The organism is Acidovorax bellezanensis (assembly GCF_025421555.1).
GTDB classification, from domain to species: domain Bacteria; phylum Pseudomonadota; class Gammaproteobacteria; order Burkholderiales; family Burkholderiaceae_C; genus Comamonas; species Comamonas bellezanensis.
Genome location: NZ_JAODYH010000004.1, coordinates 358,678 through 385,370, shown reverse-complemented (window position 1 = coordinate 385,370; position 26,693 = coordinate 358,678). Strand labels below are relative to the sequence as shown.

The 26,693-nt window shown below is 65.2% G+C and carries 22 protein-coding genes; 10 read left to right on the top strand and 12 right to left on the bottom strand.

Features of this window, described 5'->3' with window-relative positions; all coding sequences use genetic code 11:
• Nucleotides 1-123 precede the first annotated feature (123 nt).
• Entirely contained in the window at nt 124-4,092 is a 3,969-nt protein-coding gene (locus N0K08_RS09965; RefSeq protein WP_261500122.1) for a Pls/PosA family non-ribosomal peptide synthetase, read from the top strand.
• Complete coding sequence (locus tag N0K08_RS09960) at nt 4,092-4,712, top strand: 4'-phosphopantetheinyl transferase family protein (RefSeq protein ID WP_261500121.1); 621 nt, start codon at nt 4,092-4,094, stop codon at nt 4,710-4,712. Before N0K08_RS09965 ends, N0K08_RS09960 begins: the two co-directional genes overlap by 1 nt.
• Here N0K08_RS09960 and N0K08_RS09955 read toward each other — a convergent pair.
• The 3 genes from N0K08_RS09955 to N0K08_RS09945 are packed head-to-tail and all read right to left on the bottom strand — an operon-like array spanning nt 4,663 to nt 7,653.
• Complete coding sequence (locus N0K08_RS09955) at nt 4,663-5,988, bottom strand: MFS transporter (protein WP_261500120.1); 1,326 nt, start codon at nt 5,986-5,988, stop codon at nt 4,663-4,665. The two genes, N0K08_RS09960 and N0K08_RS09955, sit on opposite strands and share 50 nt — an antisense overlap.
• A 56-nt stretch (nt 5,989-6,044) precedes the next feature.
• Nucleotides 6,045-6,797 (bottom strand): SDR family NAD(P)-dependent oxidoreductase, encoded by a 753-nt coding sequence (locus tag N0K08_RS09950; RefSeq protein ID WP_261500119.1) that lies wholly within the window; start codon nt 6,795-6,797, stop codon nt 6,045-6,047.
• 10 nt (nt 6,798-6,807) lie between these two features.
• On the bottom strand, nt 6,808-7,653 hold the full coding sequence (locus N0K08_RS09945) for a fumarylacetoacetate hydrolase family protein (protein WP_261500118.1): 846 nt from the start codon (nt 7,651-7,653) through the stop codon (nt 6,808-6,810).
• 91 nt (nt 7,654-7,744) lie between these two features.
• Here N0K08_RS09945 and N0K08_RS09940 point away from each other — a divergent pair, with 91 nt between their 5' ends.
• Nucleotides 7,745-8,728 (top strand): LysR family transcriptional regulator, encoded by a 984-nt coding sequence (locus N0K08_RS09940; RefSeq protein ID WP_261500116.1) that lies wholly within the window; start codon nt 7,745-7,747, stop codon nt 8,726-8,728.
• A 91-nt stretch (nt 8,729-8,819) separates the two neighbouring features.
• Nucleotides 8,820-9,272 (top strand): DUF441 domain-containing protein, encoded by a 453-nt coding sequence (locus N0K08_RS09935; RefSeq protein WP_261500114.1) that lies wholly within the window; start codon nt 8,820-8,822, stop codon nt 9,270-9,272.
• Between the two features lie 42 nt (nt 9,273-9,314).
• On the opposite strand, the gene N0K08_RS09930 is transcribed toward N0K08_RS09935, so the two are convergent.
• The 4 genes from N0K08_RS09930 to N0K08_RS09915 all read right to left on the bottom strand — a co-directional run bounded on the left by N0K08_RS09930 (nt 9,315) and on the right by N0K08_RS09915 (nt 13,444).
• A complete protein-coding gene (locus tag N0K08_RS09930) occupies nt 9,315-9,629 on the bottom strand; it encodes a hypothetical protein (RefSeq protein WP_261500112.1) in 315 nt (104 codons plus the stop codon).
• A 109-nt stretch (nt 9,630-9,738) separates the two neighbouring features.
• Nucleotides 9,739-11,256, bottom strand: coding sequence for an AMP-binding protein (locus tag N0K08_RS09925; protein WP_261500111.1), 1,518 nt, complete (start codon nt 11,254-11,256; stop codon nt 9,739-9,741).
• A gap of 41 nt (nt 11,257-11,297) precedes the next feature.
• The gene (locus N0K08_RS09920) at nt 11,298-12,467 is read right to left on the bottom strand and encodes a carboxyl transferase domain-containing protein (RefSeq protein ID WP_261500110.1); all 1,170 of its coding nucleotides are present in this window, start codon (nt 12,465-12,467) and stop codon (nt 11,298-11,300) included.
• A gap of 5 nt (nt 12,468-12,472) precedes the next feature.
• Nucleotides 12,473-13,444, bottom strand: coding sequence for a Bug family tripartite tricarboxylate transporter substrate binding protein (locus N0K08_RS09915; protein WP_261500109.1), 972 nt, complete (start codon nt 13,442-13,444; stop codon nt 12,473-12,475).
• Between the two features lie 190 nt (nt 13,445-13,634).
• Here N0K08_RS09915 and N0K08_RS09910 point away from each other — a divergent pair, with 190 nt between their 5' ends.
• The gene (locus N0K08_RS09910; protein ID WP_261500108.1) at nt 13,635-14,552 is read left to right on the top strand and encodes a LysR substrate-binding domain-containing protein; all 918 of its coding nucleotides are present in this window, start codon (nt 13,635-13,637) and stop codon (nt 14,550-14,552) included.
• A 15-nt stretch (nt 14,553-14,567) separates the two neighbouring features.
• Here N0K08_RS09910 and N0K08_RS09905 read toward each other — a convergent pair whose 3' ends face one another.
• Genes N0K08_RS09905 through N0K08_RS09895 form a run of 3 tightly spaced genes read right to left on the bottom strand, consistent with a single transcriptional unit; the run spans nt 14,568 to nt 18,472 of the window.
• Complete coding sequence (locus N0K08_RS09905) at nt 14,568-16,448, bottom strand: CocE/NonD family hydrolase (RefSeq protein ID WP_261500107.1); 1,881 nt, start codon at nt 16,446-16,448, stop codon at nt 14,568-14,570.
• A 14-nt stretch (nt 16,449-16,462) separates the two neighbouring features.
• Nucleotides 16,463-17,419 carry a Bug family tripartite tricarboxylate transporter substrate binding protein gene (locus tag N0K08_RS09900; protein WP_261500106.1) on the bottom strand — a complete coding sequence of 319 codons (957 nt, stop codon included), beginning with the start codon at nt 17,417-17,419 and terminating at the stop codon, nt 16,463-16,465.
• 12 nt (nt 17,420-17,431) lie between these two features.
• Nucleotides 17,432-18,472 (bottom strand): porin, encoded by a 1,041-nt coding sequence (locus N0K08_RS09895; protein WP_261500105.1) that lies wholly within the window; start codon nt 18,470-18,472, stop codon nt 17,432-17,434.
• A gap of 294 nt (nt 18,473-18,766) precedes the next feature.
• Between N0K08_RS09895 and N0K08_RS09890 the strand changes: the two genes are divergently transcribed.
• Both N0K08_RS09890 and N0K08_RS09885 read left to right on the top strand, forming a co-directional pair.
• Nucleotides 18,767-19,528: an IclR family transcriptional regulator gene (locus tag N0K08_RS09890; RefSeq protein WP_261500104.1), complete on the top strand. Its 762-nt coding sequence runs from the start codon at nt 18,767-18,769 to the stop codon at nt 19,526-19,528.
• Nucleotides 19,529-19,550: 22 nt separating this feature from the next.
• Nucleotides 19,551-20,840 (top strand): lytic murein transglycosylase, encoded by a 1,290-nt coding sequence (locus N0K08_RS09885; protein WP_408642937.1) that lies wholly within the window; start codon nt 19,551-19,553, stop codon nt 20,838-20,840.
• A 112-nt stretch (nt 20,841-20,952) separates the two neighbouring features.
• Here N0K08_RS09885 and N0K08_RS09880 read toward each other — a convergent pair whose 3' ends face one another.
• Entirely contained in the window at nt 20,953-21,894 is a 942-nt protein-coding gene (locus N0K08_RS09880; protein WP_261500102.1) for a LysR family transcriptional regulator, read from the bottom strand.
• A 142-nt stretch (nt 21,895-22,036) separates the two neighbouring features.
• Between N0K08_RS09880 and N0K08_RS09875 the strand changes: the two genes are divergently transcribed.
• Together N0K08_RS09875 and N0K08_RS09870 are read left to right on the top strand one after the other, a co-directional pair.
• Complete coding sequence (locus N0K08_RS09875) at nt 22,037-22,561, top strand: carboxymuconolactone decarboxylase family protein (RefSeq protein ID WP_261500100.1); 525 nt, start codon at nt 22,037-22,039, stop codon at nt 22,559-22,561.
• Between the two features lie 75 nt (nt 22,562-22,636).
• Nucleotides 22,637-23,599: a Bug family tripartite tricarboxylate transporter substrate binding protein gene (locus N0K08_RS09870; protein ID WP_261500098.1), complete on the top strand. Its 963-nt coding sequence runs from the start codon at nt 22,637-22,639 to the stop codon at nt 23,597-23,599.
• Nucleotides 23,600-23,664: 65 nt separating this feature from the next.
• On the opposite strand, the gene N0K08_RS09865 is transcribed toward N0K08_RS09870, so the two are convergent.
• Nucleotides 23,665-25,251, bottom strand: coding sequence for a 5'-nucleotidase C-terminal domain-containing protein (locus tag N0K08_RS09865; protein WP_261500097.1), 1,587 nt, complete (start codon nt 25,249-25,251; stop codon nt 23,665-23,667).
• Between the two features lie 249 nt (nt 25,252-25,500).
• Here N0K08_RS09865 and N0K08_RS09860 point away from each other — a divergent pair, with 249 nt between their 5' ends.
• Complete coding sequence (locus N0K08_RS09860; protein ID WP_261500095.1) at nt 25,501-26,670, top strand: GGDEF domain-containing protein; 1,170 nt, start codon at nt 25,501-25,503, stop codon at nt 26,668-26,670.
• Nucleotides 26,671-26,693: the final 23 nt, after the last annotated feature.

Here is a 26,693-nt window from a genome sequence, read left to right as displayed (position 1 = left end):
CGTCCGGCGCTGGATGATCTTTCGGCCAGGGCCATGGGCGGCGCTATCATCGGCCCACGGCGGTATCTGTTCAAGGCCCGGGCCTGATCGCCGACAGAACATGTGAAAGATGGCCGTTTGTTTATGACGATATCAAGAGGTCCATCGCGCCCGGGTTTTCTGCGCAATGAAGTGCTGGCCGATCTTTTCGAGGCGACGGCGGCGCGGCAGCCCGAGCATGCGGCACTGGTCTTCGGCGAGCTGCGACTGAGCTATCGCGATCTGGATGAGCGCGCCAATGGGATGGCGCACCACCTGATGGCGAGAGGCGTGAAACCTGGCGACATCGTGGGCCTGTGGCTGCCCAGGGGCGTCGATCTGCTCGTCAGCCAACTGGCCATCGCCAAGACCGGGGCGGCCTGGCTGCCGCTGGATGTGGACACGCCCGCCGAGCGCGTGGCCGTCTGCCTGGAAGATGCGCAGGCGGTCGGCATCGTCACCGGCCATGGTTTGCACATGCCGTTGAACGCAGCCGCCTGTCCGGTGTGGGACCAGGCCGACCTGCGCGCGCAGACCGCACCGCCCTTGTTGCGCCGCCATGGCGCCAGGCCGGAGCACCCGGCCTACGTCATCTACACCTCGGGATCCACGGGCAAGCCCAAGGGCGTGCCGATCAGCCAGGGGGCGATCTGCCATTTCCTGCGCAGTGAGAATTCCGTCCTGGGCGTGCGTGCCGACGATGTCGTCTACCAAGGTTTTTCGGTCGCCTTCGACATGTCGTTCGAGGAGATCTGGATTTCCTATTTGGTGGGGGCCAGCTTGTGGATCGCCCCGCGCGAGATCACGGCCGACCCCGATGCCTTGCCGCGTGCCCTGGTCGCTCACGGTGTCAGCGTGCTGCACGCGGTGCCGACCCTGTTGGCGCTGTTCAGCGTTGACCTGCCTGGCGTGCGGCTGATCAACCTGGGGGGCGAGATGTGCCCGCAGGCGGTGGTGGATCGCTGGGCCACGCCTTCCCGGCGGATGTTCAACACCTACGGGCCGACCGAAGCCACCGTCTCCGCCAGCATTGCCGAGTTGCACGCAGGTCAGGCGGTGACGATTGGCGCCCCGCTGCCGAACTATGGTCTGCTGGTGGTGGATGGCGCGCTGAAGCTGCTCGACACCGGCGAAATCGGCGAGCTGTGCATCATCGGTCCCGGTGTTGCCCAGGGCTATCTGGGGCGGCCCGAACTGACGGCCGAAAAATTCGTCGCCAACCCGTGGATGGCAGACCCGGCGGAGCCGCGCCTTTACCGTACCGGGGATCTGGCGCGCCTTGATGCGCAGGGGCAGGTGCATTGCCTCGGACGGGTCGACGATCAGGTCAAGGTCCGCGGCTTTCGCGTCGAGCTCGGCGAGATCGACGCCCAACTGAGCCAACTGCTGAACAATGGCACGGCGGCCGTGGTGCTCAAGCCAGTCAACGGCATCGATCAGCTGGTGGCCTACGTGGTTGCCGGCGGCGATGCCGTGCCCACGCCTGGCGATTTGCGCCTGCGCTTGCGCGCCGTCTTGTCGCCCTACATGGTGCCCAGCCATTTCGAGGTCGTGCGCGAACTCCCTCGCCTGACCTCGGGCAAGATCGATCGCAAGGCCTTGCGCGCCTTGCCCATGAGCGAGGTCACCGCGCCCGCCGCATCGGACGAAGCCGAGAACGAAGTCGAGGCGGCGTTGTTCGCCGCGCTGGCGCGTCTGTTTCCCGGCCAGTCCATCCTGCGCACGGCGGACTTCTTCGACGACCTCGGCGGGCATTCGCTGCTGGCGGCGCGCCTGGTTTCGACGCTGCGGGAAGATGCGCGTTTCGTGCACATGACGGTCAATGACGTCTACCGCAACCGGCAGCTCGCGGCCATCGCCGAGGCCATGCAGGCCGGGATGGCCAAGCTCGGCGGCGCCGCCTTGCCCGAGTTCGTGGCCGTTCCCCGGTCGCGCCGCATGCTCTGCGGCGCGGTACAGGCGCTGGCATTGCCGTTCATGATCAGCCTGAATGTCATGAACTGGCTGGCCCCCTTTTTCACCTACCACTATTTCACCGGCGATGCGGGGGACAGCATTGCAGCCGCCGTGCTGGCGTCGGTGCTGGTCTTTCTTGCCAGCCACCTTTTCAGTCTGGCGGTGGCGATTCTCAGCAGCCGGCTGGTGTTGCGCGGGATCCAGCCCGGGCGCTACCCCTTGTGGGGCGTGACCTATTTCCGCTGGTGGCTGGCGGATAGACTGCGCCAGATCGCTCCGGCCTACCTGCTCTCGGGCTCTTCGCTGTACAACGGCTACCTGCGCGCCATGGGGGCGCAGGTGGGTGAGGATGTCGTGGTCGGCTCGGTCACCATCCAGCTGCCGCATCTGCTGCGCATAGGCGATGGCGCCAGCCTGGGCTCGAACGTCAATCTGGCGAATGTGCGCGTCGAGCGCGGTGAACTGGTGGTCGGCGCCATCGATATCGGCGCCGAAGGCTACGTGGGTTCGTACGCGGTCATGGAAGGGGATACCGCCATCGCTCCCTGGGGCCGGCTCGAAGGCCTGGCGGCCCTGGCGCGTGGCGGCCGCATTGCCGAGCGTGAAGTCTGGGATGGCTCGCCGGCGCGCCTGGTGCGCCAGCGCCAGTCCGGTGAGCGCCGCGCTCGGCCGCCGGTCACGCGGGCCCGGCGCATGGCCGAGTCCTTGTTCTTCACGGTCGGTGCCGCGCTGACGTCGGTGCTGTTCTTTCTGCCCATTTTCCCGGCCTTTGCGCTGATCGATGCCCTGGACGGCAGGGCGCTGACGCCGTCGCTCCAAGTGCATGGCTATGTGCTCTCGGTTTTCGAATACGCCTTGCTGGCTCTGCCCGCCAGCGCCGTGCTGATCGTCGGGACGGCATTGATCGCGGCGGCGATCCGCTGGACCGTACTGCCCAAGCTGCGGCCCGGAACCTGGCCGGTGCACAGCAACCTGTACTGCCGCAAGTGGCTGGCCAACCAGATCCAGGTGGCCAGCCTGCATGTACTGCATGGCGTGTATGCCACGGTATATGCACCGGTCTGGTATCGCATGCTGGGGGCGAAAATCGGGCGCCATGCCGAAATCTCGACCGCCATGGGGCTGATTCCGGACATGCTGACGCTGGGCGACGAGTCCTTCATCGCCGATGCGGTCATGCTGGGCGACGAGGAAGTGGATGGCGGGTGGATGTCGATCGACTATACGGTCATAGGCCGGCGCAGCTTTGTCGGCAACGGCGCTTACGTGCCCGACGGCACGACCTTGCCGCCCGACGTGCTGATCGGCGTCCAGTCCAAGGCGCCCGGCAGCGAGATGATGCAGCCGGGGCAGACCTGGGTGGGCTCGCCCGCGATCAGCCTGCCCTCGCGTGAAATCCTGCGGGGCTTCCCCGAGTCCATGACGTTCAAGCCGTCGATCTGGCGCTGGATAGGCCGCGCGCTGGTGGAAGCGCTGCGCATCGTGCTGCCGCTGTCCCTGATCATCGGCGCGGGATACGTGATTGTGCAAAACCTCATGCCGGTGGCCGGCGAGGAAGCATGGCTGGAACTGGTGCTGGATCTGGGCGTGGCCGGCATCTACTACGGCGTCGGCTGTTTCCTGTTCGTGGTGGCGCTCAAGTGGCTGCTGATCGGCCGCTACCAGCCGCGGGCGACGCCGATGTGGACGCCCTTCGTCTGGACGAGCGAAGCGCTGACCAGCATTTACGAGGCGATTGCCGTGCCCAACTTCCTCGAGTACCTGCGCGGCACGCCGATGCTGCCGTCTGCGCTGCGCCTGCTGGGCGTGAAGATAGGCCACGACGTGTACATCGATACGACCGACATCACCGAATTCGATTGCGTCCAGATCGGCGATCGCTGTGAGCTCAACGCATGGTCCGGCCCGCAGACCCATCTTTTTGAGGACCGGGTCATGAAGATAGGCCGGATCCAGATCGGTGACCGAGTGACGCTGGGCACGCGCAGCACGGTTCTGTACGACACCGTGATCGGGAATGGCGTATTGCTGGGCCCGCTGACCCTGGTCATGAAGGGGGAGAAGCTGCCGCCCGACAGCGCCTGGTTCGGCTCGCCAGCCCAGTCCTGGACGGGGTGATGCTCGTGACCCCCATGCCCCCTGAGCACAGGCCGGCATTGCGCGCAGCCGATCCCGCGGTGTGGCTGCTGCAAGGCCAGGGCCGGCATTTGCGCGGCGAGGCCAGGGCGCTGTTGCGGGCGCTACTCGCCGGCTATCTGGGGATGGCGCCCGAGCAGGTGCCCTTGCATTTCGTGCCCGGTCAGGCGCCGCAGGTCGACGCGCAGTGGCAAGGCATGGGCTTGTCGATCAGCATGAGCTACAGCCAGGATGTGGCGCTGATTGCCCTGTGCCCTGGCGCCCGCATAGGCGTCGATGTGACCGCCATCGCCGCCCTGCCGGACTGGGCGCAGGTGGCGAGGCTGTACCTGGGCCCGGAATCGGCGGCGCGCCTGGCCGCATGCGAGGCGGTGGCGCGCGAGACGATGTTCGCGCTGGCCTGGGCAGAGCTGGAAGCCCGCGGCAAATGCCTGGGCCTGGGCTTGCAGGAATGGTCGCCGGCCCGGCATGAGCGCTTGCAAGAGCGCTCCATCCTGGTGAGCGCGGCGGCGCTGGATGGATTGCGCCCAGGCCAGGCCTGGGCGCTGGCGGTCACACCTTGGTGCGCACGTAATAGCGTTGCGGCAGGCACCAGGCGATGATGACGAAGCTGACCACCAGGGCCGCGGCCAGCGCATACAAGCCCATCGAGGCGCTGCCCGTCACATCCTTGACCTTGCCCACCATATAGGGGCTGATCAGGCCGCCCAGCTGGCCTATGGAGTTGATCAGTGCAATTCCCGCGGCGGCGGCCATGCCCGTCAGAAAGCGCTGCGGGAACACCCAGAACAGGCCGATGGCCGAAATCACGCCCGTGGCGGCGAGCGTCAGCCCGAACATCAGGGCGGTGGTGTGCTCGCTGTACATGCCGCAAATAAAATAGCCTGCGCCGCCCGCCAGGGCGCTGAGCGCCAGGTGCCAGCGGCGTTCACCCGTGCGGTCGGAGTTCCGGCCCAGCAGGATCATCACCACGCCCGCGACCAGATAGGGGATGGACGAGATCAGGCCGATGGTGAATGTGTCCTGCGTGCCTGCCGTCTTGATCAGCTGGGGCATCCAGAACACCAGGCCGTAGATGCCGCCGGCCAGGCACATGTAGATCAGCGACAAGGTGTAGGTGGCAGGTTCGCGCAGTGCGGCGCTGAAGTTGTGGGCGTCCGCCTCCTTGGCGTCGCGGCTGACCATGTCGCTCCAGAACTTCTTGTCGCTGGCATTGAGCCACTTCGCATGCGAGATCTCGTCGTCGAGGTGCAGCCAGACAATGAGGCCCAGGACAATGGAGGGCAGGCCTTCGAGCAGGAACAGCCATTGCCAGCCGTGCAGGCCCATGGCGCCGTCCGTGAACTTCATGATGCCGCCCGAGATGGGGCCGCCGATGACGCCGCAGAAAGCGATGCCGGACATGAAGATGGTGTTGATGCGGCCGCGGCGCTTGGACGGGAACCACTTGGTGAAGTAGTACAGCGCGCCAGGCACGAACCCGGCTTCCAGGGCCCCGACCAGGAAGCGGATGAAATAAAAGCCCATCTCGCTGGTGACGAACATGGTGCAGGACGAGGCAATGCCCCAGGTGACCATGATGCGCGTGATCCAGACCCGGGCCCCCACGCGGTGCAGGATCATGTTGCTGGGCACTTCAAACAGGAAGTAGCCCACGAAGAAGATGCTCGCGCCCAGGCCGTAGACCGCGTCGGAAAATCCCAGCTCGCTTTGCATCTGCAGCTTGGCGAAGCTGATGTTCACGCGGTCCAGATAGGCCATCACCCAGCAAATCACCAGCAAGGGCATGAAGCGCCAGAAGACCTTGCTGTAGACCTCCTTCTCGCGTGAGGCTTCCCTGGTGTTCAATCCACTTTCCACATGCAGTGCAGTGTCCATTGCTTGTCTCCTTTTATTGATATGTCGCGCCGCTATGCTGCGGCGTGCGATGTGCGTCAGTAGGTGGCGCGGCCGCCGGAGAGGTCAAAAACCGCGCCGGTGGTGAAGGAGTTTTCGGCACTCACCAGCCAGCCCACCAGCGAGGCGATCTCGTCGACCTGCACGAACCGGCCCCGCGGGATCTTGGACAGCATGTAGTCGATGTGCTGCTGCGACATCTGGTCGAAGATCTTGGTCTTGGCCGCCGCGGGCGTGATGGCGTTGACGGAGATGTTCTGGCCCGCGGTTTCCTTGCCTATGCTCTTGGTGAGTGCAATCACTCCGGCCTTGGAGGCGCTGTAAGCGCAGGCGTTGGGGTTGCCTTCCTTGCCCGCGATGGAGGCCACGTTCACGACCCGGCCGTAGCCCTGGTCCACCATGCCCTTGACCAGCACCTTGTTGACGTTGAAGGTGCCGCTCAGGTTCACCTTGAGCACCTGGTCCCACTCGGCTTCGGGGTAGTCGACCGTGGGCGCGTTCACGCCCGCAATGCCCGCGCTGTTCACCAGGATGGACACAGTGCCCAGGGCCGCCGTGGTGTCGGCCGAGGCCTGTTCCACGCTGGCCATGTCGGTGATGTCCGTGACGACGGTGTGGACCGTGCCCAGGCCCTCCAGTGCCTGGCGGGCCGCCTGCAGTGCGCTCGGGTCGCGGTCCCAGATGGCCACCGCCGCACCGCCTTCGAGCAGGCGTTGCACCACGGACAGGCCAATGCCCTGGGCCCCGCCCGTGACCACGGCCACCTTGCCGGCGAAATCGTATTGGTTCATGGGGTTCTCCTCAGGCGGCGACGACGCGTTGCTGTTGTTCACCCAGGCCGTCTATGCCCAGGCGCATGGTCTGGCCGGCACGCAGGTAGACCGGCTCGGGTTTGATGCCCATGCCTACGCCTGGCGGGGTACCGGTGGAGATGACATCTCCGGGGTAAAGCGTCATGAACCGGCTCAGGTAGGCAATGATTTCCGGCACCTTGAAGATCATGGTGGCGGTGTTGCCGTTCTGGTAGCGGTGGCCGTCGACTTCCAGCCAGAGCCCGAGCTGGTGGGGATCGGGCACTTCATCGCGGGTGACCAGCCAGGGGCCCGTGGGGCCGAAGGTGTCGCAGCCCTTGCCCTTGTCCCAGGTGCCGCCGCGCTCGATCTGATAGGCGCGCTCGGACACATCGTTGACCACGCAGTAGCCCGCGACATGCTCCATGGCCTGGTGCTCCTCGATGTAGGAGGCGGTCTTGCCAATCACCACCCCGAGCTCGACTTCCCAGTCGGTCTTGACGGAGCCGCGTGGAATCCGCACGTCGTCGTTCGGTCCCACCACGGCCGAAGTCCACTTGTTGAACACCACCGGCTCCTGGGGAATGGGCATGTTCGATTCGGCGGCGTGGTCGGCGTAGTTCAAGCCTATGCAGACAAACTTGCCGATGCGGCCCACGCAGGCGCCCAGGCGCGGCTGGCCTTCGACGCGGGGCAGCGTGGACAAGTCCATCGCCTGGAGCTGGCGCAAGGCCGGGCCGGCCAGGAAGGGGCCATCGATGTCCGCGGTCAGGCTGGAAATGTCCCGGATGTGACCTTGTGGGTCCAGAACACCCGGTTTTTCCAGACCCAGAGGGCCGTAGCGCAACAACTTCATATAACGTCTCCATATGCTTCATTGGGATGGAGCAAAGTGTAGAAGCCGCGTTGACGCTTCCCCATGCGGAGATGGCCGCCCAGAGAACAGAATGGAATCTCCAGACAAACCCGAACAGGACAATCCCCAGCTCGCGAGCCTGCATGCCATGGGCGGGCGCCTGAAATTCAAGCAGCTCAAGCTGCTCATCGCCATCGAGGACATGGGCTCGGTTCACCAGGCCGCGGCGCTGCTGCACATGTCGCAGCCAGGAGTGAGCAAGGCCTTGAAGGAAATCGAGGAAGCCATAGGCGTGACGCTTTTCGCGCGCACCCCGCAAGGCCTGGTTCCCACCGACATGGGCGGCTGCGCCATCCGGTACGCGCGTCTGATGCTGTCCAGCCTCTCGCACATGCACCAGGAGTTGCTGAACATTTCCAGAACATCGGGGCTGCGCATTGCCGTGGGGACCATTGCCGGGGCCCTGGCGGCGGTGCTGGCCAATGCCTTGATCACGTTCAACCAGCTGCACCCCGATGTCACGGTGGAATTGCAGGAAGGCACCAGTGCCGACCTGCTTGAAGGCCTGCAAAGCGGCGTGCTGGATCTGGCGCTGTGCCGCACTTCCGTGGCCAAGCGCACGGACATCTTCCATTTCGAATGGTTGCATGACGAAGAAGTCGCCGTGGCCGTGTCGCCCATGCATGCCTTGAGCCAGACGCGCAATGTGCGCTGGGAGCAGGTGGTGCAGTACCCATGGATACTGTTTCCCGGCCATATGCCCTTGCGCACGCTGCTCGAGCGAGAAGCGGCGAGCAACGGCGTGGTGCTGGGATTTCGGCCGGTGGAAACCGCGTCGACTTTCGCCACCGCCTTGCTGCTCAACAAAAGCCCGGAAATGGTGGCCTTGATGTCACTGGAAACGCTGGAGTTCTTCGCCGCGCGCGGCACGGTGGCGCGTCTGGATCTGAAAGTGCATGCCAGCGCGGAGCCCTATGGCATCGTCACGCGCGCCGGCGCGGTGGAACCCGACATCCTGGCCGCGCTCAAGGACTGCATCCGCCGGCAGGCCTTGTCCGCGCCGCGGCGCCCATAAACGGCAGGCCATGGGCGGGGCCAGCGCAGGCCGGCCCCATAGGTGCGAGAATTTCGGCCTTTTACCCAAGGACCCGCTGGCGCGCTTTTCCATGTCACTTTTCGACCCCACCGTTCTCATTTTGCTGGCCCTGGCCGGCGTCAGCGTGTTTGCCGGCAATCACACCGTGGCCGCCGCCATGGTGGCGCTGATCGTCATTCGCCTGTCGCCCCTCGCGCTGTATTTCCCCTGGCTGCAGAAGAATGGGCTCAACATCGGCATTTTTCTGCTGATGATCGCGGTCATGGTGCCCATCGCCAGCGGCCAGATCGCGGCCCTGGATCTGTTGAAGTCATTCACCGAGTGGAAGTCCGTCGCGGCCATTGCGGTGGGCATCTTCGTCGCCTGGCTGGGCGGGCGCGGCGTCACTGTCCTGTCGGCGCAGCCCGGCGTGGTGGCCGGGCTCATGGTCGGCACCATCCTGGGCGTGGCTTTCTTTCGCGGCGTGCCCGTGGGACCGCTGATTGCGGCCGGGCTGCTGTCCTTGCTGCTCGGAAAGTCGTGAAAGGCGGGGGCCGCGTCTGGCTCCCGCTCACCTGCCGTCGAACTATGCGGTTCCGTCAGAGCCCATGAGCGATGCATTGACCGCTTGGTACTCGAAGTCGCCATCCTCGAAGATGACGAGAAACCAGAACGATTGTTCGGGACTGCCAAGCAGCTCCTTGAGGTCCGAAGCGGGTCTTGAGAGCTGGACTCTGACGTCGAGCGGCAGCTCCTGGGCTTCGGCCAGGCGCTGCCTGGGCACGGCTTCCAGCTCGGGCGCTGCTTCCCTGAGGTCCAGCAGCACCATCAGGTCGTTCGTGCCGAAATGCCGCTGAGCGGCTTGGGCGAATGTGAAGACCCGATCGTCGATGATCTCCATGAGGCGTTGCGAAGACGATGTGCTCAAGCGAACTTACTCCTGTGGCTGGTGAATTGCCTGGGATGGTACGCCAAGTCGGCAGGGGCCCATGCCATCTGCCGGCCGCCCCTCAAGCCACGGCCACCGGCTTTCCATAGGTGTCGCGCAGCGTGCTCTTCATCACCTTGCCCATGGCGTTGCGGGGCAGTTCGGGCACGAAGAACACATGCTTGGGCACCTTGTAGTTGGCCAGCTGGCCCTTGAGGGCCTGGATGATCTCGTCGCCGCCGAGGCCGTCGTTCTTGCGCACCACCACGGCCGTCACGGCTTCGCCAAAGTCCCGGTCGGCGATGCCGATCACGGCGGACTCGCCCACGCCCGGCAGGGCATCGATGGCCATTTCCACTTCCTTGGGATAGACGTTGTAGCCTCCCGAGATGACCAGGTCCTTGGCGCGGCCGACGATGGTCAGGTAGCCGTCACTGCTCAGAATGCCCTGGTCGCCCGTGCGGAACCAGCCATCGGCCGTGAATTCCTCGGCGGTTTTTTCGGGCTTGCGCCAGTAGCCTTTCATCACGCCGCTGCCGCAGATCTGGATGCCGCCGATCTGGTCGGCGGGCAGGAGCCGGTCCTGGTCGTCGGTGATCCGCACCTCGACACCGTCAATAGCCTGGCCCACGGAGCCAATGCGCCGCTCGCCCGCGCAGGGGTTGGACGTGATGATGGCCGACTCCGTCATGCCGTAGCGCTCCAGCACGATCTGGCCCGTGCGCTGCAGGAAATCGCGGTTGGTGTCGGCCAGCAGGGGCGCCGAGCCGGACACGAACAGGCGCATATTGGCGCTGCAGGCGGCGGTGAAGCCGGGCTGGTCGAGCAGGCGGGTGTAGAAGGTGGGCACGCCCATCATCACCGTCGCCCTGGGCAGCAAGGACAGCACCTGCTGGGCGTTGAATTTCTTCAGGAACAGCATGCGGCTGCCCGACAGCAGGGCGCAGTGGCCGGAAATGAACAGCCCGTGGGCATGGAACAGGGGCAGGGCGTGGAGCAGCACGTCCTTGGCGGTGAAGCCCCACAGCTGGGTCAGGGCCTGGCCGTTGCTCAGCAGGCTGGCGTGGGTGAGCATGGCGCCCTTGGGGCGGCCGGTGGTGCCCGAGGTGTAGATGATGACGGCCACCGCATCGCCAGGCATTTGCACGGTGTCGAAGTCCGCGGCTTGCGCCTCGGCCAGCAGGTCCAGGCTGCCGTCGCCTGCGTCGCTCAAGCCCATGACGTGGGCGACGCCATGGCGCCGCGCGAGTTCACTCTTGGCGGCAAGCTCCGCGGGCTCGCAGACGAATACCCGGGGCTCGGCGTCGCCCAGGAAGTACTCCAGCTCGTTGATCTGGTAGGCGGTGTTGAGCGGCAGGTAGATGGCGCCCATGCGCAGGGTGGCGAGGTAGAGGCAGTAGTTGCGGGCCGATTTTTCGACCTGCACGGCCACGCGGTCGCCGGGCTGCACGCCCAGCTGGGTCAGGGCGTGGGCGTAGCGCGCGGTCGTGTCCAGCATCTGGGCGTAGCTGAGGATCTGGCCGTCGTCGGTTTCGAGGAAGGGCGCACCGCCGGCCTGGCGGGCGATGATTTCAAAGGCGGCGAAGATATTGGCGTTCATGGCTTGGCGGGAGTGGGTGGCGTTTGCGGGAGGGGCGGAGGTCAGACCGGCGCGCTGACGGTGTCCGCCACGCCCAGTTCGACGTAGTCGGAAGCAGCGGCGCAGGCATTCGAAATGGCCGCATCCGGGCGGGTCAGAATGCTGCTCAGCGATGTCTGGGGCAGCGTTCGCACACTGCCTTCGGGAGCGATGTCCACCGAGGACGCCGCGCCGGCGACGGCGATGTAGATGCCGCCGGAGATCTCGCCGGCGATGCGCAGTCGCACGGCCTGGCCGCGGTGCACGCGGCGGCGCACGCTGCGCGCCAGGTGCACCAGGTACTGGCTGAGGATCAGGTTCTCGTCCCCCAGGTGCAGGCTGTGGCCGGCGCAGTCTATCCACAGCTCCAGGGGGGTCTGGGTTTGTTCGACCAGGGCGGCGAATTGCAGCGCATCGGCGGCCCCGACGCAGGCCCGTCCGCCGCAGCGCAGCGTGCCCTGTTCGGGGCGGCCGGCGAAGCGCGCTGTCGGCGGTGGCGCGGTCTCGCCCAGGCGCAGGCCGAGCATGCGGCGTTCTTCGTCCAGGGTGTCCGGCAAGGGGCCGGTGGGCAGTTCCTGCACCCAGTCCCGCAGCGCTGCGGCATAGGCGGGCAGGCTGTCGTCAAGCAGGCGCTCGGCGCCGCCATGGCGGCAGCGGGCCAGGCCGCCGATGGCGTCGCGCACCGCGGCCAGGGAGCCGCCGCCGGCGCTTTCCAGCACCCGGGGGCCGGACATCGCCAGCACGGTGTCCGGGGCGTAGCAGCGCTGGCTGGCAGCGAAAGCCAGCATGCTGGCCCCGCCAAAGACATTGCGCCCGAGCAGGGCGATCATGGGCAGACCGGCCAGGCTGGCGTCGAGCAGCTCGGTCATCAGCGCGCGCAGCGCGCCCTGGATGGCCAGCCCTGCGTCCAGGCGGGCGCCGGCCGAGTCGATCAGCAGCACCAGGGGGGTCTGCGTTTGCCGCGCGCGGCGGACCATGCGGCGCAGGTCCGCGCATTCGGCGCTGCCCAGCACGCCCTTGTCCAGCGCCGGATCGGTGGCCACGGCCAGGACCGGGCGGCCGGCCACCGTGGCGCGGGCCAGGCGCAGGCCGGATTCGGCGGGCAGCAAGCTGTCGGATCCGGCGTCGAACAGCGCTGCCAGCCGGTCCGCGACCGGTGCGCTGGTGAAAGGGGCGGCAAGCACGGCGTTCATGTCTGTCACTTGTTGTCCGCGCCCGCGCCAGCGCGCTGCGTGATGGCCTTGTGCTTGGCGCCGTCGCTGATCGCCCAGTCCTTGAACTCTTGCGGCGAGACCGAAGGCCAGGCCACGTTGCCCTGCTTCTCCAGCCTGGCCTTGACTTCGGGGTCGCGCAACACCTGGGCGCTGGCCTCGAACAGCTTCTTGACCATTTCCGGCGGCAGCTTGGCCGGGCCGTAGAGGCCGAACCAGAGGTTGAAGTCGTAGTCCTTGATGCCCGACTCATTCATGCCCGGCAGATCGGGAAACAGCGGCGAGCGCTCGGCCGTGGTCACTGCCAGCGGCTTCAGCTTGCCGGCCTGGACCATGGGCATGACCGAGGGCGGCGTGCCGAAAGTCATGTCCACGTCGCCCGCGGCGACTGCCTGGATGGACGGCGCGCCGCCCTTGTACGGCACATGCAGCATGTCGATGGCCGCCGCGTGGGCAAAGGCAGCGCCGGCCAGATGGGTCACTACGCCGGCGCCAGAAGACGCATAGGTCAGCTTGCCCGGATTCTTGCGCGCCTGCTCCATCAAGCCCTTGACGCTTTTTTCCGGGAAATCCTTGTTGACCGCCAGCAGCATGGGCGAATTGCTCCAGCGCGCGATGGGCGTGAAGCTTTTCACGCCGTCGTAGCGCGCGCTCTTGTACAGCAGTTGGTCGGAGCCGTAGAGATTGGCCGTGCCCAGCAGCAGCGTGTAGCCGTCGGGCTGGGCACGCGACACCAGCTCCGACGCCAGCGTGGTGCCCGCGCCCGGCCGGTTGTCGACGACCACCGCCTGGGATAGCACGCGGCCGAGCTTTTCGCCCACGATGCGTGCCACCGCATCCGCGCCGCCGCCGGCGGGGAAGCCCACGACCAGCGTGATCGGCCGGGAAGGATAGGTATCCGCGAATGCCACCGAGCCGGCGGCAACGGTCAACGCGGCCAGCAATGCTTTCTTGAACATGTCTTGTCTCCTTGGGGTTGGACTTCAGGGTCGCAGCTGCCCTGCAGTCATCGCCCTGAACTGCCTTTTTTCGGTCCGCGGAAGCGGCCCGTGGCGGTTTTTATGGGTCCAATGTAAGAGTGCTGTAGATAATTTAAAAATATGATATTTTTATTGCTCGATCGGATTTACTTATGAATGAGCAACAAACATGGACCTGCGGCAGCTGCGGTATTTCGTCAAGGTAGTGGAGTGCGGCAACGTCACGCGCGCCAGCGAGGCACTGCATATCGCGCAGCCGGCCGTCAGCCAGCAGATGCGCAATCTGGAGCGCGACCTGGACATGCGGCTGCTGGAGCGCAGCGTGCATGGCGTGGCGCCGACCGCGGCCGGACAGACGCTTTATCGCCATGCGCTGGAGCTGCTGCGCCAGGCCGACAGCACGCGCGAGCTGCTGCGCCAGGACGCGGAGCTGCCGCAAGGCCGTGTCTCGGTCGCCTTGCCGTCGAGCACGGCGCGGATGGTGGCCATCCCGCTGGCACGCATGATCCGCGACCGTTACCCGGGCATCGCGCTGGAATTGGTGGAAGCGCCGAGCGCGGAGCTGGCCAGCCTGCTCACCAGCGGACGGGTGGATCTGGCCGTGATCGTCGATGCGGTCCCCACGCGCAGCATCGCCATGCAGCATCTGCTGACCGAGGCCTTGCACCTGATCGCCTGGCCGGAATTTCCCATGCCGGATGGGCCCATCGCTATTGCGGAACTGGCGCGCATGCCGCTGCTGCTGCCGAGTGCGCCGAACACGATCCGCAGCCATGTCGAGTGGGCCATGCGCGAAGCCGGCTTGCCCTGCGAGATCCGTTTCGAAGCCAGTTCAACGGCCTTGCTGTTCGCCGCCGTGATGGCGCAGCTGGGCGTGACCATACTGCCCTGGAGCGCTGCCCATATCGAGCTCAGCGAGCGCAAGCTCAAGCTGGCCAAGGTCGACCACCGCCTGTTCTCGCGCGACCTGTCCCTGTGCTGGCGCGATACGGCCTTGCTCAGCAATGCCGTGCAAAAGGCCAAGGCGAGCATTCTCGAGCTCTTCGACGGTCCCGAGAAGTGGCCGGAGTGGGTGGCCTCGGCGTAGTGCGCGCTGGACGGGCTACGCCTGGTCGGGGGGGCCGAAACCGGAGGCGGGTGCGACCGGCAGCAGCAACTGCGAGGCCCGTCCCGGCGCCATGTGGATGCGGTTGCGGGCCGTCTGGCGGGGTCCGGCGCTGCCTTCCGGCGCGCCCGTGTTCGGGTTCACGTCGAAGCGGGGGAAATTGCTGCTGGAAATGTCCAGGCGGATGCGGTGCCCCTTCTTGAACAGATTGGACGTGGGCATGGGCTCGATCGTGATTTCAGCCACCTCGCCGGGCGCCAGCAGCTCGGGTTGTTCCCAGGACCGCCGGTACCGGCAGCGCAGGATGCCGTCGGTGAGATTCATGGCGTAACCCTGCGGATAGTCGGCGCTGGGGGGGTAGAGGTCGATGAGCTTGGCGGTGAAATCGGTGTCGGGCGCGCTCGACGAAATCCACAGCTTGATCACCACCGGGCCCGTGATTTCCAGATCCTGCGCCAGCGGCGGCGACTCGAACACCAGCACATCCTCGCGTTCGGCCAGCGGGCCATGGGGAAGCCGCGCACCGAATAGGTTTTCGTGGGTGCGCTGGTCGTAGGCACCGGCGGTCATCAGCGGCTCGCCGGAAGTGATGGAGCCGCCTATGGTGGGCACCGGGTTGGCCGGATCGAACGTATACGCCAGCACATCGTCCTGTTCGGCAGGCTGCAAGGCCAGTGTGCCGTCGGCGTGCAAATACCAGGGCACGAACTCGGTGCCCGGCAGCGGCCAGTCGCTGGCACTGCGCCAGCAGCCGCCGTGATCGAGCCGCCCCTGGGCTGTGCGCGTGCCCGTGCCTCCGCCCATGCGGAAGTAGCGCACGGCGGGATCCTCGGCCGGGGCCGGGGTTTCGCCTTGCAGCCAGCGGTCAAACCACTGCGCACGCAAGGCGAGATAGTTCTCCGCCAGCGAGCCGTCCAGCCTGGCCGCGGGCCCGAAATCCACGTCCCCCGCGTAGCTCACGCTGCGCTCGCCATGGGTCCAGGGGCCCAGAATCATGCGGGCCACGCCGCGTTCGCGCTGCGAGATGCCGGTGTAGTTGTCGGTCGTGGTCTGGGCGTAGGGGTCCCACCAGCCGCACATCAGCAGGGTGGGGATGCCGTCGAATGTGTCGTAGTGGCCCGCGGCATACAGCTCCGGCTGACGCCAGTAGTCATCAAAGCTGCCGTGCTCCCATTGCTCGAACAGATAGCTTTCGTACTCGGGCGCCGACCGGAGCGGTGAATGTCCGCGCTGCCATGGCATGGCGGCGAACCACGCGCCTATGTCCTCGGCGGCCAGCGCCGCGTGGATGGCGGGATCGCGCTTCGCGGCGCCGCTTTCCAGCGCATTCTTGTGGGCCCAGGTGGCTTGCTTGAGTTCAAAAGCGCCGCCGTGGCGTATGCCGCCGCGAAAGGCATTGGCAAAACCGCCGCATTCGATGAACATCGCGGCCAGCCCGGGCGGGCGCTGGCTGACCAGCGCGGTTTGCGTATGGCCGGCATAGGACATGCCGTAGGTGCCGATGCGGCCGTTGCACCAGGCTTGCTGGCCCACCCACGCCAGCGTGTCGAAACCGTCGTCCGCCTCGCCCAGGTACTTCTTGAAGCGCCCTTCGGACGCGTAGCGGCCACGGCAGTCCTGCACCACCACGGCGTAGCCGCGTCGCGCAAAGCGGGACGCAATCTCCGCGCGCTTCACGGGCCGAGGATCCTGGGCCGTGCGTTCGCGTATGGTTTCCTTGTGCTTGCCGTAGGGCGTGCGCTCCACCAGCACCGGAAACGGGCCGGGCCGGCCGTTGCCGGCCGGTAGATAGATGTCGGTTGCAAGGCAGACGCCATCGCGCATTTCAACCTTGACGCTGCGCAGAATCTTCACGCCGTCGATGTCATCGCTCGTCATTCGGGTGGGATCCTTCAGTCGATTTTCAGGTTGCGCTCTTTGATGACCTTGGTCCAGCGGGCCGTGTCATCCTTGATGTACTGCGCCAGTTCCTGCGCGCTGCTTGGACGCGGTTCGGCGCCTTGCTCGATCAGCTTGCGTACCACCTCCGGGTCGGCCAGCGCGCGCTGCAGGTCGGTGCTGGTCTTGGCGATGATGTTGGCCGGCGTACGCGACGGCGCGAACAGCGCATACCAGATCTCGTACTCGAAGCCTGGCACACCAGACTCCGCCACGGTGGGCACGTCGGGCAGGGAGCGGTCGCGGCGCGCGCTGGCCACGGCCAGGGGCGTGAGCTTGCCGGCCTTGATGTACGGCATGACGCTGGGCACGGCATTGATGCCCATTTGTACGTGCCCGCCCGCCAGTTCGTTCACCGAGGGGGCGCCGCCCTTGTAAGGCACGTGCACCATCTTGGTGTCGCTCATGGCCATGAAAAGCTCCATGGCCAGGTGGTTGGGGCTGCCATGGCCGCTGGAGCTGAAGTTCAGCTCGCCGGGATTCTTCTTTGCCAGCGCCACCAGTTCCTTGACCGACTTGATGCCCAGCGAGGGGTGAACCACCAGAACGGGCACATTCGCCACGACCCGCCCTATGGGCGCGAAATCCCGTGTCGGGTTGAAAGGCAGTTTGGAATTGATCAGCGGGTGCGTCACGATGCTCGAGCCCGCACCCAGCAGCAAGGTGTAGCCATCGGGCGCTGCCAGGGCGGCCGCCTGCAGTCCCGGAACGCCCGGGCGGTTGTCGATGATGACGGGCTTGCTCCAGTAGTCGGAGAGCTTGAGCGCCACCACGCGCATGGCGTTGTCGGCCGCGCCGCCCGCGGGAAATGGCACGATGATGCGCACGGGTTTGTCGGGGTAGGCCGCGAAAGCGGCTTGCGTGCTCAGTGCTGCCAGGGCGGCCAGCAGGAAACGTCGGGTCTTGATCATGATCATGCTGCTTTAGAAGTTGTGCTGAATGCCGGCGCCGACACTGCGGATGGTGTCGTTGGGCAGCCGTGAATTGGGGTCTTGGCGATCGAAAAAGGCATAAATGCGGGTCCGCTTGCTGAGCGGATGGTCGTAGCCCAGCTGGAATTTCTTGAGGCTTGCGTTGCGATCGCTTTGCACATCACGCGTCATGTAGTTGGCGACGAGCTTGCTGTCGCTGCTCCCCACCTTGACCGAGGCGCCCACCAGCCGGATATTGACCTGGCTGCGCGTGGTCGGTCCGCCCTGGTAGTTGTCGCGCCCGGCAATGGCCCAGGCCTTCACGACGCCGAAGTCATAGGAACCCACCAGCATCCATTTGTCCTTGAAGCTGTTGAGGGTGGCTCCGCCCTTCCTCTTGTCCTGACCGTAGGCTACGCCAAGTCCGAGCGGGCCTTTGCCTTCGCCGTAGCTCAGGGACAGATCGGTCTGCTTGATGTCGCTCTCCGAACGTACCGGCCCGGCGGGGACTTCGGCCACGCCTTCACCGTTCATGTAGTAGCGCGCGCGAAAGACCACATCGCCGAACTTGGGGCTGATGTAGCCAATCGCATTGGACTCGCGATTGCGCGAGTTCAGCACCGAGGTGCCGATCGCCGTGGCCCCGGCATCGTGGATCACGAACTCGGTGTGGCGCGTGATGAGCGAATAAATGGGCGAGCCGGTCGGGTTGACGGAGTCGAGTCGCCCAGTGGCGATCGCCCCGAATCCGCCCGTGAGGCCGACATAGGAGTTGCGAAAGGCCGGCGTGTTCAGCGCACCCGTATCGGCGGCCAGGCCCATCTCCAGACCGAAGACCGCGTTCAGGCCCCCGCCCAAGTCTTCCGTGCCCCGAAAGCCGAGGCGGGAGGCGTTGTCTCGCACAAGTGCCTGGGTGAGCGAGCCTGTCTTGGTGCTTTCCAGGTTGGTGTCCAGCCTGCCGTAAATCGTGACCGTGCTTTGCGCCAGGGCGGCCAGGGGCGCAGCGGCGGCGCAGGCCATGGCGAATGAAAGGCTGGTCAATCTGATCTTCATGTTCTTGCTCCTGAATGCTTGTTTTGTTAGGTGATTCGCTGTATCAAATTTCTGAAGCAGATCCCATCCCTGGTTTGCTTGCTGTTGCCTCGTGACGCATCATTTTGTGATTGCACGCCAATAATGATACAGCGTCTCATTGTGCGATACAAGAAAAACAAAACAGGCCTGAACGCAGCGCAAGAACCGCTCCCTGGACAGCTGCGCCAGCCAAGCGCGTCACTTTTGCGGCTCCCGGCCGGGGGGAGGGCGCCAGTAGAATGGCCTGCTGATTCACACTACCGCCGGAGATAAATGGACTACACCGTCGCCTCAGTCGATGAGGCTCTTAGCTTGCTGGTGCATGTCGCCAATTCGCCGGGGCTGGGAGTCACCGAACTTGCCAAGCGCTCGGGCAACACCAAGGCCCGGGCGTTCCGGCTGCTCAGCACGCTGGAGGACCGCGGATTTGTGCAGCGGCGGGGCGAACTTGCGACCTACCAACTGGGCTACAAGACACTGCTGATCGGACTGGCCGCGCAGGAGCAGGTCAGCCTGGTACGCCAGGCCGAGCCCTACTTGCACGCGCTGGGTGAGCGTTTCAACGAAAACGTGCAGGTGCGGGTGCGCGACGGCTTGGAGTCGGTGTGTGTCGCGCGTTGGGAGTCCACCCACGATGTGCGCATTCATGGCGGGGTTGGCAGGACCCGGCCGCTCCATGCCGGCGCCTCGGGGAAAATTCTGCTGGCCTTTGCCGATGAGGCCTTGAGCCAGGCCTACCTGGGGTCGGAGCTGCACCGCTTCACCGCCAGCACGATCACACAGCGCAGCAAGCTCACGCAGGAACTGAGCCATGTGCGGCAAAAAGGCTATGCCACGTCGATTGGCGAAATCGCCATGGATGTCATTTCATTGGCGGCTCCGGTGCGTGATGCCAGCGGCCAGGTGATTGCGGCGCTGGGTATCTCAATACCTTCCAGCCGCCTGACCCCGGATGGCCTGGAGCGTTTCATTCCACCGGTTTGCGAGGCGGCTCAGGCGCTTTCGGCCGAGCTTGGCTACCGCCACGAGCGCTGACGCGGGCCTCAGAGCGGCGAGAATGGAACGCATGCAAAGAACATCTCATTTTCCAGCTGCGGCCCGCCGCTGGCTGGTTCCCGGTTTGCTGGCCGCCGTCGCCGTCGCGGGCTGCTCCTCGGCACCGCCGGTCGCCACCAAGCCAGCGACACCATCGCTGGCCGGCGCCAGCGCGGCCCCCGCCGACGAAATCGAGCACAAGCAGAAATTTGCCCGCTGGGTGGCGGAGTTTCGCGCCAGCGCAGGCGCGGCCGGCATCGACGAGGCAACGCTGCAATCCGCCTTCGATGACGTGCGCTTCGTGCCGCGCGTCATCGTGGCGGACCGGGCGCAGCCCGAGTTCACGCGCACGGTGTGGGCCTACCTCGACAGCGCGGTGTCGGCGCAGCGGGTCGCGCGCGGCCAGGACAAGTTGCGCCAACTGCGTCCCGGCGTCGACGCCATCACCGCGCCCTACGGCGTGCCGACCGAAATCATCGTCGCGATCTGGGGCATGGAGAGCAATTACGGCAGCAATGTCGGCGACATTCCGACCATAGACGCCCTGGCGACGCTGGGCTTCGAGGGCCGGCGCGAAGCGTGGGCGCGCGGCCAGTTGCTCGCCGCCTTGAAAATCCTGCAGAACCGCGATATTCCCCGCGCGCAGATGATTGGTTCGTGGGCCGGTGCCATGGGCCAGACGCAATTCCTGCCGTCGAACTTTCTGGCCTATGCGGTCGATGCCGATGGCGATGGCCGCCGCGACATCTGGGGCAGCGTGCCCGATGTGATGGCGTCGACGGCCAACTTCCTGGCCCGCTCCGGGTGGCAAGCCGGCCAGCCCTGGGGGCAGGAGGTCCGTTTGCCGCCGGGATTCGACTACGCGCGGGCCGACGATGTGCGCCAGCCCGCCAGCCAATGGGCGAGCGAAGGCGTGCAGTCCATGGACGGCGCGCCGCTGCCTGCGCTCGAAGGCGCCTCGATTTTGCTGCCCGCTGGCGCACGCGGGCCGGCCTTCCTGGTCGGGCAGAACTTCCGCACCATCCTGCGCTACAACAACTCGACCAGCTATGCGCTGGCCGTCGGCTTGCTGGCGCAGAAGCTGGCGGGCGGCCCCGGGGTGCAGACGCCCTGGCCGCGCGATCTGCAGGCACTGAGCAGCAGCCAGGTGCGGGCCTTGCAGACGGCGCTGAACGCCCGTGGCTTCGACACGGGAACGCCCGACGGCACCATGGGCCCGGCCACGCGGCGCGGCGTGCGCCAATACCAGCTGAGCGTGGGCCTGCCGGCCGACGGCTATCCGACGCTGGATCTGCTGCAGCGCCTGCAGTGACGCGCAAGCCGCTGTCGATATCGTCGCGCACCAGGTGCCAGGGACCGGCGGCCACCCCAAGGCCGGGGACGGCCGTGCCCACGCGGCCTTGATCGTGCATCCGACGCCGTGTCTAGCGCTTGGGAGGCGAGGGCGGCAGAATCCAGCCCGGATTCTGCTGGATGAGGCTCTGGCTGACGGCCTGCACTTCCTGCATCGCGGTCGTGGCGATGGCCGTGGGACTGCCCAGGCGGCGCGTCACGATGCCGACCGAGCGCAAAGGGCCGTCCGAGATCTCGGAGGTCTGTAGCTCGTTGACGCTGGGGATGGTCTTGGTGCCCAGGTAGGGCAGCACGGCCACGCCTATTTCTTTCTTCACCAGCGCGACAACCGTCGCCATCTGCTCCACCTGCATCTTGGGCCGGTATTCAATGCCGCGATTCAAATAGGCGGCACTCATGTAACGCATGGCCGTGCTGGCATCCGTCAGCGTGATCAGCGGCAGGTGCATCAGCTGCTCCAGCCGGATACGGTGAGGCACTTGCGCACGCCATTTGCCGTGGCTCAGCACCATGAACCTGTCGCGCAGCAGTTCCTGGTATTGCAGGTCCGGATGCGATGGCGCGACCGATGCGAGGGCAAAGTCCACTTCATGGTTCAGCAGGCGCTGTATGCACATGCTGTTGGCGCAGTCATGCAGCGTGATTCGCGGGGCGTTGATGGCCTGCTCCAGTGCCGCGCACACTTCCGGCAACACGACCTGGGCCAGGGACGGCCAGGCCGCAATCGACAGTTGCACCGCAGCCTGCTCGGCCGACGACTGCATGCGCTGCAGGCCGGCTTCGTACTCGCCGACGATGGTGCGCGCAATCGTCGCCAGATTGGCGCCGCCTGCCGTGAGCCGGACGCTGCGCGTGGTGCGCTCGAACAGCGTCAGGCCCAGGCTGGCTTCCAGGTCGCGTATCACTTTGCTCAGCGACGGCTGCGTCATGAACAGCTGTTCGGCCGTCTTGCTGAAGTTGAGCGACTCGCTCAGCGCCAGGAACATGCGCAGCTGCTTGGGGGAGATATTCATTCTTTTTAACTATAAATCAATAGATAGAAAGAATTTCAGAAATATATGTGATGCACCTAGCATCCACCTGTCGCTGACGAATACCGCAGCAAAAAACCTCGTGCACACCGCACGAAACCCACCCAACAGCAGGAGTAGGCAAGTGGCCCGTATACCTTACGCAGATTGCAATAACGAGGCCGTGCGCCCTTTGGCCCAGCGCATCGTCGCCGAGCGCGGCGAAATCCTGCATCTGTACCAGATGCTGATGCACAGCACGCCCCTGGCCGAAGGCTGGCTCAACTACCTGACGGCCGTGCGCCAGAAAACCTCTCTTTCCGGCGCTCTGCGCGAGCTCATCATCATGCGCGTGGCCTTGCTGAACAACGCGCCCTATGAAGCCGATCAGCATGCGCCCATCGCGCTGCAGGAAGGCGTTTCACAGGCCAAGCTCGACGCCCTGAATGAATGGCGTGCCTGCGCGCTGTTTGATGCGCAAGAGCAGGCCGTGCTGGCCTACACCGACGCCATGACGCGCCAGATACAAGTCCCCGACGACGTGTTTGCCGCCGTCAGGGCACTTTATGCGCCCCCGCAAATGGTGGAAATCACCGCCACCATTGCCGCCTACAACATGGTTTCACGCTTCCTGGAAGCGTTGCAGATTCACTCGCACGACGCGCGTTGACGGGGGAGCAGAAGGCAGGCCCAAAGAGGCGTCGCTGCGACCGGGTTTCAAAACTACCAACGAGGAGACAACACCATGATCAAGAAATTCACCTGGGTGGCGGCTTTGCTTTTGCCTCTGGCGGCCGGGGCCCAAGATGTCTGGCCTGCCAAGGCCATCACTTTTGTCGTGCCGTATCCGCCGGGAGGCCCCACGGATTTGATGGCGCGGCTGATTGCCACGCCGCTGTCGCAGAAGCTGAATGTGCCGGTCATCGTGGAGAACAAGGCCGGTGCCAGCGGAAACATAGGCACGGCGCAGGTGGTGAAAGCCAAGGCGGACGGCTACACCATCCTGCTGGCGGCCAGCGGCAACCTCACCGCGAACCAGTATCTGTACAAGAAGCTGGACTTCGACCCTATCAAGGATTTGGCGCCGGTCATTCAGATCTCCAAGTTTCCCCTGGTGCTGGAAGTCTCGGAGAAAAGTCCCATCAAGTCGTTTCAGGACTATGTGAAATTCGCCAAGAACCCGGACAACCGGGCCACGTTTGGCTCCGCCAGCAATGGCTCGCCCCAGCACCTGGGCGCGGAGCTTTTCAAGGAAACTGCCAAGGTGGACCTGTCCCACGTGCCCTACAAGGGCGCCGGCCCGGCCCTCATCGATTTGATGGGCGGGCAGATCACCAGCATGTTCGATATTTTGGGCAGCTCGATTTCGCACATCAAGTCGGGCAAACTCCGGCCGCTGGCCGTGACCACCAAGGAGCGCTCCCCATTGCTGCCGAATGTGCCCTCGATTGCCGAGATGGGTTTTCCCAACTTCGAGTACTACGCATGGCACGGCATATCCACTGCGGCCGGCACGCCCAAGCCCGTCATCGCCAGGCTGAACACCGAACTGCGCGGCATTTTCAACGACCCCGCCTTCAAGGCGAAGTGGCTGGAAATCGGCTCGGAACCGGTGGCCGGCACGCCTGAGGAGTTTGCCGCCTTCATTCAATCGGAGGCGCGAAAAATGGGGCCGCTGATCAAGGCGCTGGACGTTCACCTGGACTGAAGCGCGACTGGACGAACAAAGGGTGCCGCCGGGCACCCTTTTGCTTGCTGCGGATAGCTCGACCTTTACTGGTCCAGAGCGAGGCGGTAGACGCTGTAACTGCCGTCGCCGCCGTTGATGCCGTTGTCGTCGGCCCGGTCCAGGCTGATGTTGCTCAGGCCCGCGGCCAGGGCCACGCCCAGCTCGTTCGGGGCGGATTTGAACAGCAGCTTGCCCTTGGTCGCCACCTTGGTGAAACGCCAGCTGCTGCTCGAGCCGTTGCCGGCGCGGGTGATGGTCTTCTTTGCCTTGACGTAGTTCAGCACCACTTCGCGGTTGGCGTCGGGCGAGGCCCAGACGATGTCGAAGGCCTGGCCCTTGCCCAGGATGAAGGGCGCACTGCTGTTGGCGCGGTAGTTGTTGGTGGCGACGATGAACTGCTGCGCATTGTCCATGGGCAGACCCTTGTAGCGCAGGTTCTTGATGCGTTCGCCGCCCTTGGCCGGGTCGTTGACGTTGTACCTGGCCTGGGTCACGTCGATCTCGTAGCTGATGTCGGGCGTGGTGAACACATCGAAGTTGTAGCCGGGGAAGGACGCGCCGGGCTGCAGACCCGTCTTGCCGTCATTGAGCAGCCACTGGTCTTCGGTCTTGTTCGGGTCGATCTGGTTGAAGCGGTGGGCCGCGTTTTCCAGCCACAGCTTGATCTGCGCGCCCGTGACCTTGACTGCATGGATGGTGTTGTTGTCGTACAGGTAGAGGTCGGCCGCCGCCGCCACGGTCATGGTGCCTTGGGCCACGTCGGTGAAGTCCGTGCTGCCGGAGAAGCCCGCCTTGAAGGGTGCGGTCACGGACAGCACCGGCAGGCTGGCGTACTGGGGCAGGCGGGTCTTGACGTAGTTGGCCACGTACTCCTGCTGCGCCTGGTTGACGATTTGCAAGGCACCCACGTTGCCCACGTCGGCGAACATCGAGCTCAGGCGGAAGTCGCTGCTGCCTATGGGCGAGGCGACGTAGCTGCGGGTCTTGCTGTGCAACTCCTGCACCGCGGCCACCACGGCCGGGTCGGAGTCCACATAAACGGTCTTGCCTGCGGCGTCCTTGGAATCGATGGTGCGCACCTGCACGTCCGTCTTGGCGGTGTCCACCGACCATTTCCCGGCCGTGCCGTCCCACTTCAGCGCGTAGTGGATGACGCCCAAGGCCTTGCCCCAGGAGCTGGCCATGACGGCCGGCACGCCGTTGACGGTGCCCTTGGCGTTGTCGGCCCCCGCGAACCGGTAGGCGGGGCTGGTGCCACGGTCGGGGAAGGTCTTGTGCTCGTGGCCCATCACGATGCCGTCAATGCCCGGCACATCCTTGGTGATGTAGTAGCCGGGGTTCTCCATGTGGGCGAAGTAACCGCTGGCACTCATGCCGCCGTGCAGCAGCACGAACACCAGGTCGGCCCCCTTGGCGCGCGCCTCGGGCACATACCTGGCCGCGGTGTCGCGGCCGTCCTGCGTGCTGATCTTGCCTTCGAGCTTGTCCTTGTCCCAGTTCAGGATGCCGGGCGTGGTAATGCCGATCACGCCGATCTTGATCGGCAGCGTGACGCCCTTGTCTTCCTTGCCCGCGTAGTAGTTGTAGCTGCGCGCGTAGTAGTGCAGATCGGTGGTCTCCAGCAGCGCCAACTGGGCCGTGGCATTTTGCGCGGCGGGTGGCGGGGCGTGGCCCTGCGTCTACAGGCAGGCGGCCAAGCGCTGGCTTGATCCCGACACACTTCTGACTGGGCCATGGCTCACCCTCGCCAAGGGCTAAGCCTCCAGACACCGGGCGGGTCAGTCCATGCGATGCGCTGCCACTGCGCCTGGCGGTGAAACACTTGTTAATGAATGACACGTTAATTAACATTCACAATACACAGAAAATAGGTCTGCCAGATGTCTGTGATTGTTCCTCCCGCTGAAAAAAACCGTGGCCGCCTTCTGTGGGGGCCTGAATCCTCGTCTCCCTTGAGCGACGAGACGCAGCATCTGGAGCGCTGGCGCCGTCGCACGTGGCAGCTGCACGCGTCGGTGCTGCTGAGCCACTTGTATGCCTTTGGGCTGTTTCTTGGTCACAGCGGGGCTGGCTATGCCCCATTGCAGGCGGTGTTGCTTTACGGGCTGTGGGTGGGCTTGGGCATGGCCTTCATCACCTGGGCCTACTCCAGTGGCTGGAGCCGTTCCAGGCGGGATCCAGGCTTGTTTCTGGTGCACCAGTTGCTGTCGGTGACTGGGGTTCTAGGCCTGCTCATCGCAGCGCCTCAAGTGGCATTCCAGGCGCTGGTCATGTTGCTGGTCTTCAGCACGGATGGGTTTCTGGCCCGTCGGCGCACCAGCTTCTGGATGACCTGGAGCGGCACGCTCATTGCCGTGGTGGTGATCATCGCGTGGCTGGGCCCGCAGATGCGCATGACGACCGATACGCGGGCCGGGCAGGCGTTGGCCATCGGCGTCATGTTCGGCGCGGTCGTACGCTGCAGCATTCTGGTTACCTACTTTCGCAGCATGCAGTACCGTCTCAGTGCGAGCAATGAAAAGCTGGCAGTCGCGCTGACCCAGATCGAAGAGTTGGCGCGCAAGGATGATTTGACGGGCGTGGCGAACCGGCGCGGCATTATCGAGCGCTTGCAGCAAGGCATTGAGACCGCCCAACGTGATGGCTCTGCGCTTTGCGTCGCGCTGCTGGACATCGACTATTTCAAACAGGTCAATGACCGCTACGGCCATGATGGCGGAGACCAGGTGCTGCGTGCTTTCGGGCAGCTTTTGTCATCGCAGCTGCGCAGCGTGGATTGCGTGGGCCGGTACGGCGGAGAAGAGTTTCTCCTGGTGTTGCCTGGCACCACCTTGGGCCAGGCGCAGATGCTGCTGGAGCGCATTCGGCAACACACGGAATCCTTGCCATGGTCCCAAATGCTCCATCCGGATCTGCAGGTGACATGCACCTTGGGCGCGGCCCGGTATCGGCCTGGTGAAGCCCTGCAAGCGCTGGTGTCCCGCGCGGATGCCGCCATGTACCGCGGCAAGCAGGCGGGGCGTAACCGCGTGGCGCTCGACGAACTCTAAGGCCGAACGCTAAGCATCGGGCC